The 9,924-nt window shown below is 38.5% G+C and carries 12 protein-coding genes; 6 read left to right on the top strand and 6 right to left on the bottom strand.

Annotated elements, in window-relative coordinates:
- Nucleotides 1-537: 537 nt before the first annotated feature.
- The 3 genes from cysK (at nucleotide 538) to epsC (ending at nucleotide 2,307) form a co-directional block, all read left to right on the top strand.
- The gene (cysK, locus tag BGC07_RS04265; RefSeq protein ID WP_317135114.1) at nucleotides 538-1,338 is read left to right on the top strand and encodes a cysteine synthase A; all 801 of its coding nucleotides are present in this window, start codon (nucleotides 538-540) and stop codon (nucleotides 1,336-1,338) included.
- A gap of 125 nt (nucleotides 1,339-1,463) precedes the next feature.
- On the top strand, nucleotides 1,464-1,733 hold the full coding sequence (locus BGC07_RS04260; protein WP_069312089.1) for a hypothetical protein: 270 nt from the start codon (nucleotides 1,464-1,466) through the stop codon (nucleotides 1,731-1,733).
- Entirely contained in the window at nucleotides 1,708-2,307 is a 600-nt protein-coding gene (gene epsC, locus BGC07_RS04255) for a serine O-acetyltransferase EpsC (protein ID WP_069312088.1), read from the top strand. The genes BGC07_RS04260 and epsC overlap by 26 nt, the downstream gene beginning before the upstream one ends.
- 145 nt (nucleotides 2,308-2,452) lie before the next feature.
- Here the strand turns inward: epsC and alr are convergent, their stop codons facing one another.
- Both alr and BGC07_RS04245 read right to left on the bottom strand, forming a co-directional pair.
- Complete coding sequence (alr, locus tag BGC07_RS04250) at nucleotides 2,453-3,532, bottom strand: alanine racemase (RefSeq protein WP_069312087.1); 1,080 nt, start codon at nucleotides 3,530-3,532, stop codon at nucleotides 2,453-2,455.
- Between the two features lie 42 nt (nucleotides 3,533-3,574).
- The gene (locus tag BGC07_RS04245) at nucleotides 3,575-4,951 is read right to left on the bottom strand and encodes an APC family permease (RefSeq protein ID WP_235603354.1); all 1,377 of its coding nucleotides are present in this window, start codon (nucleotides 4,949-4,951) and stop codon (nucleotides 3,575-3,577) included.
- A 417-nt stretch (nucleotides 4,952-5,368) separates the two neighbouring features.
- On the opposite strand from BGC07_RS04245, the gene BGC07_RS04240 reads away from it, so the two are divergent.
- The gene (locus tag BGC07_RS04240; protein WP_069312085.1) at nucleotides 5,369-5,995 is read left to right on the top strand and encodes a hypothetical protein; all 627 of its coding nucleotides are present in this window, start codon (nucleotides 5,369-5,371) and stop codon (nucleotides 5,993-5,995) included.
- A 54-nt stretch (nucleotides 5,996-6,049) separates the two neighbouring features.
- On the opposite strand, the gene BGC07_RS04235 is transcribed toward BGC07_RS04240, so the two are convergent.
- The gene (locus BGC07_RS04235; RefSeq protein ID WP_069312084.1) at nucleotides 6,050-7,384 is read right to left on the bottom strand and encodes a dihydroorotase; all 1,335 of its coding nucleotides are present in this window, start codon (nucleotides 7,382-7,384) and stop codon (nucleotides 6,050-6,052) included.
- A gap of 119 nt (nucleotides 7,385-7,503) precedes the next feature.
- On the opposite strand from BGC07_RS04235, the gene BGC07_RS04230 reads away from it, so the two are divergent.
- The gene (locus BGC07_RS04230) at nucleotides 7,504-7,875 is read left to right on the top strand and encodes a response regulator (protein WP_069312083.1); all 372 of its coding nucleotides are present in this window, start codon (nucleotides 7,504-7,506) and stop codon (nucleotides 7,873-7,875) included.
- Between the two features lie 17 nt (nucleotides 7,876-7,892).
- Here the strand turns inward: BGC07_RS04230 and BGC07_RS21740 are convergent, their stop codons facing one another.
- From BGC07_RS21740 to BGC07_RS04220, 3 genes are all read right to left on the bottom strand, one after another.
- Complete coding sequence (locus tag BGC07_RS21740; protein ID WP_235602921.1) at nucleotides 7,893-8,042, bottom strand: pyridoxine 5'-phosphate oxidase C-terminal domain-containing protein; 150 nt, start codon at nucleotides 8,040-8,042, stop codon at nucleotides 7,893-7,895.
- Nucleotides 7,990-8,529 carry a pyridoxamine 5'-phosphate oxidase gene (gene pdxH, locus BGC07_RS04225; protein ID WP_235602920.1) on the bottom strand — a complete coding sequence of 180 codons (540 nt, stop codon included), beginning with the start codon at nucleotides 8,527-8,529 and terminating at the stop codon, nucleotides 7,990-7,992. The genes BGC07_RS21740 and pdxH overlap by 53 nt, the downstream gene beginning before the upstream one ends.
- Before the next feature lie 650 nt (nucleotides 8,530-9,179).
- Nucleotides 9,180-9,671, bottom strand: a complete 492-nt coding sequence (locus BGC07_RS04220) for a hypothetical protein (RefSeq protein ID WP_069312082.1) — start codon at nucleotides 9,669-9,671, stop codon at nucleotides 9,180-9,182.
- Nucleotides 9,672-9,785: 114 nt separating this feature from the next.
- On the opposite strand from BGC07_RS04220, the gene BGC07_RS23810 reads away from it, so the two are divergent.
- Nucleotides 9,786-9,924 (top strand): universal stress protein (locus tag BGC07_RS23810; RefSeq protein WP_158006864.1); only part of this gene is annotated, 139 nt, incomplete at its 3' end.

Here is a 9,924-nt window from a genome sequence, read left to right as displayed (position 1 = left end):
GGTAGTTTTGTAAACATGAATAAATCTTGCAACATTGCTTTTGGTTTGTAAGTGTGGACATAACGATTCCTTCCAAAAGACATGGCTTCTTATCACTTGCTTGGATTGGAGAGTATATAATATCACCGACTTGGTAGTAACCAATTTTATTAAGCGTTTAATTTTCCTTGTGATAATAGAAAGCATGTTTGGAAAAATCATCAAAAAGGGCTTGCAAGGCTTCTTTTAGAGTTTTAAAAAAGCATTGTATTTTATTTATAAAATGTCAACAGAACCTAAGAGTTTGATGAAAATTACCTTCTTCATAGTCCTGCTTCACGCCTGGTGAGTTTACCGTATTTAGGTGTTTGGTCGTTGACATTAACCTTATGATTAATGTTTTATTGTGTTATTGGTGCACGATTGATTTGAGACAAGGTTCTTTAAAATGTTTAGTTTGTTTTACGTTTTAATTGTGGCAGTATGCCAAAGTAGCCAGTAACTTTTAAAGCCTTAGGAATTTGGGCTGATATTCGGTAAAACAGGTGAGGTAGATCAATGTCGATTTATAGTAATATTACAGAAACTATTGGTAATACGCCCCTCGTGCGTCTTAATCGCTTTTCTGAAGACTATGGTGTCGAGCTATTAGCAAAACTTGAATTTCTAAACCCTGCATCGAGCGTGAAAGATCGTATTGCATTAAGTATGGTTAAAGCCGCGAAGCAGTCTGGGAAAATCACCAAAGAAACCAAGCTCGTTGAGGCCACTAGCGGTAATACGGGTATTGGTTTGGCGATGGTATGTGCAGGCTTAGCGGTGAACTTGGTATTAACCATGCCGGAGACGATGAGTCTTGAGCGTAGAAAATTATTAGCTGCTTATGGTGCAGAACTTGTCTTAACGCCAGGTGAGCTGGGTATGAAAGGCGCTATCGCAAAAGCGGATGAAATTGCAAACTCTCACCAGGATTACTTATTAATGCGTCAATTTGAGAACCTGGCGAATCCTGAAATTCATCGTCAAACAACAGCGCAAGAAATTTGGCGAGACACTGAAGGTAAAGTCGATATTGTTATCGCTGGTGTGGGTACAGGTGGAACGATCACAGGGGTAGGTGAAGTTTTAAAATCATTAAAGCCGAGTGTGAAAATGATTGCTGTTGAGCCTGAGGATAGTCCTGTGCTTTCTGGTGGTGAGCCAGGGCCTCACAAGATTCAAGGGATTGGTGCTGGGTTTGTTCCCAAAATTTTGAACACTGAAATTATTGATGAAATTATTCAAGTGAGTAATGAGAGTTCGGGCGATATGGTCCATGAGCTAACGAAAAAAAGAAGGGATACTTGCAGGTATTTCTAGTGGTGCGGCTTTAACTGCGGCCCTTCAAGTGGCTGAGCGACCTGAGAATAGCGGTAAATCCATTGTGGTTATTCTGCCAAGTTCGGGCGAGCGCTATTTAAGCACATGGTTATTTGACTAAGTGTATGAATATTTTTGGTGATGAAAAATTAGCATGTCCAGCGTTATTTTCTTTAGAGAGTGCGCTGGCAGCTTTTGAATTCGAGGAGAGTTTCCTTGAGTTTGATATAGAAAGCTATGATCTGCCAACGGTTGATAATATTGGCTCGTTTATTATTGAGCTGAGGCAATTGCTTTATAACTGTCACTTTGCCGTTTTAGCTGAAAAAATGTATACCTGTTATCGCCAAAAGGCTTGTAGGTTGTTTAATGAAGCTTGCTTTGGCAGAGAATAGTTTATTACCGCTGGCTAAAGTGAAGAAAAAAGCACAAGTGGTCACAGAGCAATTTTTGCAGGCTTTGCCAAAACTATGTTTGCAATGTAACCAAGATGCGCAAGCACTTTATAAAAATGATGTGGCTTGTGAGTCGGTATTGTCTGCGGTGATTGCTTATCCAGGGTTATATGCGTTAAATGTTTATCGTTGTGCTCATATTTTCCTTAATCTGGGCGCGGGGCTGCTCGCGCGCGTGATGACTGAGTATGCACATCGGCAAACGGCGATTGATATTCACCCTGGCGCTGTGATTGGTGAAGAGTGTGTGATTGATCATGGTCATGGTGTTGTGGTTGGTAAAACAGCAATCATCGGAGATCGAGTGACTTTTTATCATGGTGTGACACTTGGAGCGCGAGGGTCAACTCATAGCCATATCGCTAAAAATGAACCTAGGCATCCGATTATTGAGGACGATGTGATTTTATTCGCGAATGCGACGGTATTGGGGCGAGTGACTGTCGGTGCTAAAAGTGTGATTGGTGCCTCGGTATTGATTCGCCAGGATGTACCAGAAAAAAGCGGTCGTTAAAAGCTCGACGGTGAGTGAGCATAAAAAGCAGCTTTCCGAGCAGCTCGTTAGTGATGGTTTAGGGATTTAGCTTAAATATATCAAATAAGGTGGAATATATATTTTCTGCCTTTATTTTTAGAATATTTTAATATTTTTAATAAGATCAGCTAATAATACGTTGCACTCTAGCAGATAATTGGGTGAGTATTTCATCCATGCTTAAGCCGATAGCGCTTGAAAAAGATTCAAGAGAAAAATGATTACCAAATATTTCGATCTGATCGCAAATCGAGAGAGTCTCAGGGCAGCTTGTGACATCAACAAGCATAGTATCCATTGTTAACGAAAGAATAGAGCAAGGTGTATTCTTTATCAGTAAATAAGCCCCTTTTTTGGGAAAATGGGTTAAGCCATCACCATAACCAAAATTTAAAATCGCAATTTTTGCATTATAAGGCGCTTGCCAACCTCTTGAATATCCAACATAGTCACCTTTTTTTACATGGATAATATTGAGTATATAAGCGAAAAGGGCGAGCGCAGGTTTTAATTGAGAATGATTGATTTCATGACCATAAAGAGCTGTGCCTATTCTATTTATATAACCTAAATCAAATTGTTGATAAAAAAAAGCCGTTGGTGAATTGGCAATAGTAAATTTACATTGATGTTTTTCTGCGAGAAAGTTTATGTGTTTGAGTTGACTCTCAGTATAGTGAGCGCTGTCTTGATCAAGTGCCGAAGAGCAGTGGCTCATTAAAATAATGTTTTGATAGCCTGAACGCTTAAGCTTGTTAATAACCAAGTCAGCTTCGTTTAAAGAAAAACCAAATCGGTTCATGCCCGTATTAATTTTTAAGTAAATAGGTTTATGATATAGTTTAATTTCTTTAATATAGTGATTAAGCTGGTAATCATTGCCTATCATTGAGTAAATGCCTAGATCAAGCCCTTGTTGATAACACGCTTTATTGTATAGTCCTGTTAGCACTAGAATGTCTTGCTTAATAGTTGAATGTGTTTTAAGCATGATTGCTTCTGACCAGCGTGCGACAGCAAATCCATCTGCACAGTCTCTTAAAATATTAGCAATATTATTTAAGCCGCAACCATAGGCGTTGGCTTTAAGAACAGCAAACGTTTTAGCCTTTGGGCTTAATGATTTAGAAATATTGTAATTATTGAGTATATTGCTTTTATTGATGTGCAGCTCAGGGTTAAGGTCACAAAGATCGTTTATCACTAGACTTATCCTTGTTGTGTATTTACTGTTAATTATTTAGTTTTATGATGAAGCTAAGGCAATAGAGTTTCTATTATATTTATCAGGAGCTGTGTGCTTTTTATAAAATACAAATAGTAAGAACAGTAAACACATGATAATTACGCCAGCGATGTAAATCGTTAGATAGGTTGCTGTTGACATCCCTTGAATAACAGCACTGGATGGAATAAAGCCAACGATAAATGCAAAAAGTGTACCAATGATGCCAGCGATAGCAATCATATAGAATAAAAAATCACTTTGAATAATAGTTTTACTATAGTTTCCACTCTTTCTTAATTTTATTGCTGATGCAAACATAAGTAAGTACATGAGCAAGTAAACTTCTGTGTTCAAAGAAATTAAAATCCAGTAAAAATTAGAAATATTATTAAAGAACATTAAGCTAAGTGATAAACAAGAGATAATGATAGCTTGGAGAATAAGCATGTTATAAGGAGAACCGGCATTATTTTCTTTTGCTAATACTTTAGGTAGAAAGCCTTTTTGTGCAGCCTCTGCCATGCCTTTGGCCGGGCTAATAGACCAGCTAATAGCTGAACCTAGTGAACCTAACACAATCATGATGATAATTGCAGGTGTTAATATTGTTAAATTAAATTTAGAGAAAATAGTTGAAAAAGTTGCAGAAAGACCATTATAAATATTGATGCTATCTTTGGGCAAAATAAGAGCGATAGAAATAGCGCCAAGGAACATAATAGCGACAACAAGTATGGTTGCAACCCAAATAGCAAGTGTGTAAGTTTTTTTAGGATTGATCACTCGACTAACATGAACTGATGACAATTCCATGCCCAAAAATGAAATAATAATCGCGGTAAGAGCTGCTATATTGGAGCTGTTTAATGGAAAAACTAAGTGGCTGAGAGAAAGAAAAAATTGTAATGGATAGCCTTTGATTAGCCAAAAAATAAAAGAGGCGAGTAGCAAAATAACTGGAATCACAACACCCATGATCATACATAAAAAAGCAACTACAGCAGATTCTTTAACCCCTTTTAAGTTAAGTAGTGTCACAAATAAGAATATAGCAATCATTATAATTGTTGTGATGAGATGGCTTGAAGCAAGATTAGGGGAAATAATCGTTAAAAATGTTGAAGACATAAAAAGTAAATTGGCAGGGAACCAGATTGCATTACTGCCCCACTGTGACCATATTGCAAACATGCCGGCATGATCGTTATAGGCATTTGCGACCCAATGATAAATGCCATTGCACTCATCTTTAGAAAATACAGCACTTAGCTCGGCAGAAATAAATGAAACAGGCAGTAGGAAAAAGAGTACGGCGACCAAGAAGAAAGCAGGTAAATAATGGCCAAAAAGCGCAAGGGAAGGTAAGTTACGAACACTGTCTACGGAGACAACCATGAGCCCAATAAGTATAGGGAGAGATAAATGCTTAGTCATTATTATTCTTTAGCTTTAAATGGTTAATTAAAAATGAGTAACTGCTACAGGTGATTATGATTAACACTGTACTTCAGTAGTGACTTCAGTTTTTTATATGTAAATTTACCGTCATAAACATCCTTGCTATTGTTTGCGCATATTAGATACTAACTTTGAAGTTTGTGCAAGAAGTTTATATTTTTGTTTTTTACTAATAATCAGTCACATCATAATGAATGTTGAGTTGTTGATTAATATAAGGGATTGCTATTGATATATTAGCGAATAAATTAATAATACCGTTTTAGTGTTTGGTGATGTTGTTTTGTGCAGCGCATTTCGATTAATTTAAAGCACTAGGGAAAAAATAGTTTTAAATTTACAAGGGATTTGTCAATGCCAAAATCAATGATCGGATTTGCATCTGGAGCTGTTGCTGGATTTTATGCAACACTCCCTGCTACTCTAGTGACTCATAACCTGAAAAGCCTGCCAGGGCCTTTTCAAACACCAAAGAATATATATAAAGCAGTTGTTGAGTCTTTGCATTACGGGGTTTTGAGTTCTAAAGGTGGTTATAATCACGGAATTTTTACAGGAGTTTTGTATGGATTTTACAGCCTGAAAGATGTATGTACACAGTTTTTTGAATCTGATTTAACTATGGAAAGGAAAGATTATTTAGCCAGAGTTGTTGCTGAAGGCATTAAAGGGGCATACCATTTTGCTGAGGATGAGAAGGGTTTTAGTCCAATAAAGTTTATTGAAGAGCTTAGGGACTTCTTTTTATTAAATACACTGGGTGGCCATATTGCGAATGCACTAGATGAATATGGTATCGACTTGCCAAACTCTTTTTCAAAAAATGAACGCGATTATTTGCGTGAACTTTTAACTAATTGGCTAGAAAGTCGAGCCTGTGAGCAGGAGCGTGCTAAGCCTGATAACCCTCATCTGTTTCTTGAGTATCACATAAGTGGAAAGTTTCAAAATAAGGAGTCTAGTTTAGAATGTAAGCAGTAAAAACTGATGGTACTTTAATGAGGTAAAGTACCATCAATTATGAATAACTTTAGTTTAACGGTTAAACTCTAAAGGCTTGCCGATATTTTCTTCATAAAAGTCACCATGATGATAAACGAGCTTGCCGTTAATAATTGTAGACATAATCGTATTATTAAACTTATAGCCGTTGAAAGGTGACCAAGCACATTTATAAAGGATATTATCCGTAGAGACTTCATAGGGGCTGTTCGGGTCAATTAGGACGATATCAGCATGGTAGCCTTCGCGGATATAGCCACGCTCTTTAATTTGATAAATATCGGCAACAGCATGGCTGGTTTTCTTAACGATAGTTTCAATCGGGAATAAGCCACGTTGTTGATGTTCCAGTAAGCTTAATAAGGCATGCTGAACTAAAGGCAGACCAGAAGGTGCATTAAAATAGCTGTTTTGTTTTTCTTGCCAAGTATGGGGGGCATGGTCTGTTGCAATGACATCGATTAGATCTTCGCTAATGGCATTCAGTATGCCAAGGCGGTCATTTTCCGTTTTAATGGCCGGGTTGCATTTGATTAAAGCACCGAGCGTATCATAATCATCATCATTAAAGAATAAATGATGTACGCAAGCCTCGGCGGTGATACGTTTTTTGTTATGGTCGCCTTTTGTGAATAATTCGAGTTCTTTTGCTGTTGTTAGGTGTAAAACGTGGAGGCGTGTGTCATGGCGCTTGGCAAGCTCTACAGCGAGTGATGAAGAGGCATAGCAGGCTTCTTCTGAACGAATCGCAGGATGGCAACCCATTGGCACATCATCACCGAATTGTTCGCGGTACTTTTGCTCATTGGCTAAAATCATCGGTGTATTTTCACAATGTGTTGCCAATAGTGTTGGGCAGACCTTAAAGAGTTCATCGAGAATTTTAGGGTCATCAACGAGCATATTGCCCGTTGAAGCTCCCATAAATACTTTGACTCCACAGGCTTCATTGGGGTTAAGTTGTTTAATTTGGTCAAGGTTATCGTTAGTTGTGCCTAAATAAAAAGAATAATTGGTGCTAAAGCGGTTTGCAGCATGGTCAAACTTAGCTCTGAGCGCAGCTAATGTTGTTGTTGGTGGGGAGACATTGGGCATTTCCATTACGCTAGTAATGCCTCCTGCTGCGGCGGCTCGAGACTCTGTGCGCATCTCGCCTTTATGAGTTAAGCCGGGCTCACGAAAGTGGACCTGATCATCAATCATGCCTGGGATGAGTAACTTGTCTTTGGCGTCGATGATTTGTTTGGCTGGCTTATGGTTTAAGTCACTGCCGATCTGATCAATACGACCATTTTTAATGAAAAGGTCTGCTTCTGTGGCTTTACCCTCATTGATGATCGTTGCGTTGGTGATCAATATTGTTGTCATGAATCTTTCTCCATTCCTCATGCTTGGACTAAATTTTATTGTTTATTAGCACTATCGTGTCCCATGATACTTCAACCTCGCTTGTTTTAGCTATCCTTAACGCATAGAGGAGGGCTTTGATGAAGGTATTACTCGCAGAAGATTCAACCGCGATGGCTGATCTCGAGTGTGAAGTCCTAAGACGTTTAACTCATACTCCACTTTCATTGATTCGCGCCCGTGATGGGCAAGAGGTGATGGAGCTTATTAAATCAGGTGAGCAGCAGGTTGATTTAATCATCCTTGATTGGCATATGCCAAACTGTACGGGATTGGATGTATTGCGCTTTATTCGTGAACGCGATAGCGTGACGCCTATTTTAATGGTTACTTCTGAGTCGAAAACAGCGTCTATTGTAAGGGCTGTGAATGAAGGGGTGACTGAGTATATCGTCAAGCCCTTTACGGTGAAGGACTTGAGCGATAAAGTATCAAAATACATGATCGATTGAATTTAGTGTTGTTAAGGTTATGGCGCGATCGTTGATTTTTGCCAATGACCATTAGTTAATTGATACAAGACTCGTTGATGTAAGCGATTTTCTTGCCCTTGCCAAAATTCGACTTCATTTGCAATTAATCGATAACCTCCCCAAAATGCCAGGGCGAGGGGGTGCATCTTGGTTCTGGAACTTTTCTTCTAAAATTTTAAAGTCTTGCAGAAGTTGTTCTTGGTCAATTGTTTGGCTTTGTGGAGAGGCGATAGCAGCGATTTGGCTGCCTTTGGGACGACTTTTAAAGTAGTGGTCAGATTCACTTTCAGTTAATTTCTCAACACTACCGCGAATTTTAACCTGGCGAGTGAGGCTGGGCCAATAAAAGTTAACGGCGGCATGAGGAGTTTGAGTGAGTTCTTGGCCTTTGGCACTGTTATAATTTGTAAAAAAGTTAAAACCTTGTTCACTGACTCCTTTTAAAAGGACAATTCTAAGGTCTGGGTGGCCGTTCGCATCCACGGTGGCGAGCGTCATTGCAGTGGGGTCGGTAGCCTCTGTGCCTGTGACTTCCTCTAGCCAAGTGGTAAATTGGTCAATTGGATTTTTTGCTGAATTTTCTAAGGTGAGCGTTTGGCCGGAATATTCGCGGCGTATATGTGATATTTTCATAAGGCCTCCTACTGCTTTGCCCGTTATCATACTGGCTTTTAAGAAGGCTGTCAGCTCTATTGTTAGCTTAAACTAATTTGTAATGGGTTTTGTTTTAGCGTCTTTGAGCTCACGTTGTAATTGCATTTTTTCTGACTCTAGTTTTCGTATTTTGTCTTGTAAGCTTTGTATTGCTTTGGTCTGGTTGGCAAGTTGTTGCTTTTGTTTTTGTTGTTGTATCTTAGAGGCTTTTAATTGGTGTTCTAAGTCTTTTTGCTCTTGAAGTAAAACAGCCTGATCTTTTAGCTGCTGCTTGGTCTGGTGTAGGTCAGACTGATGTGAAGCAATTTGCTGCTTGTGGTCTTTGATTTGTTGCTCTAAGTCGTGCTGTATTTTTTGCTGAGCTTTTAGCTCATTTTGTTTGGTTGAAAATTGATTTTTTTGCGATATTAGCTCTTGTTGCAGTTGTTTGACTTGTTGACTGAGTAATTGATGTTTTTTTCAAGAGATTCTTTTTGTTTTTATGGCTGTTTTTTAAGTTTTCTATTGTTTTATTTTTTTGTTAATTTGTTCTTCCTTTTCTAAAATAACACTGCTTTCGACAAGTTGCTTACGCATGAGTATGCGTTTTTCTTGTTCAAAGCGTTTTCTATCGCGTTTTTGTGCGCTGCTTATTTTTTCTCTTGTTGCTTAATTTGTTTTAACTGCTGTTTTAAGGACTTTTCGAGAGTACTGTGTTGCTCGGCGGTTTCAGTGTGACGCTGTTTTATTGCCTGCTGGCGTTTGGCTTCTGTGGCCTTTTCATTTTTAATCTCTGTACGCTCATTGTCAATTTGGGCAAGTGATTGTTGAATTTTAAATTGTTTTTCAGTTAAAGCTTGCTGTTGCTTATTTTGACTTTCAAAGGTTTGTCGCCATTTGCTATTTAATAACTTTTGTTCGAGTTGATGCTTTTCATCCAGCTTGCTCTTTTGAGCGAGATACTGGCTGAGTTCTAATGCTTCGCGCTGTTGTTTGATTTCTTCAATTTGGGCGGCGAGTTCTTTTTGCTGAGCCTCATGGACTTCTTGATCACTGGCAACAAGGTGACTACAGCCAGCTAACATGACAGAAAAGCTAGATAAAAAAAGGATAAATGTCACCGCTGTACAGTGTTTTGGCATGAGTTTCCCCAAAGCGTTATTCGGCCCTTAACCCATTAGTGTAGTATAAGTCTGTACTAGACCTACGGACCTTAGGGCACTAAAATAAAATTAAAACTTTGAGGGAGCTATAACATGACTGAATATAAACATTTTTTATTTGCAACGGATATGAGTGAAGCTTGCAGCAAAGTTGTGGAGAAAGCAAAAAAGTTTTCAGCTGTTTTTGGTGCTAAATTAAGTGTTGTCAATTTTGTTGAGCCCGTGACTATGG

This window comes from Piscirickettsia litoralis (assembly GCF_001720395.1).
GTDB lineage: Bacteria > Pseudomonadota > Gammaproteobacteria > Piscirickettsiales > Piscirickettsiaceae > Piscirickettsia > Piscirickettsia litoralis.
The sequence above is the reverse complement of the archived record's forward strand: the minus strand, read 5'-3'. Positions and strand labels throughout refer to the sequence as shown.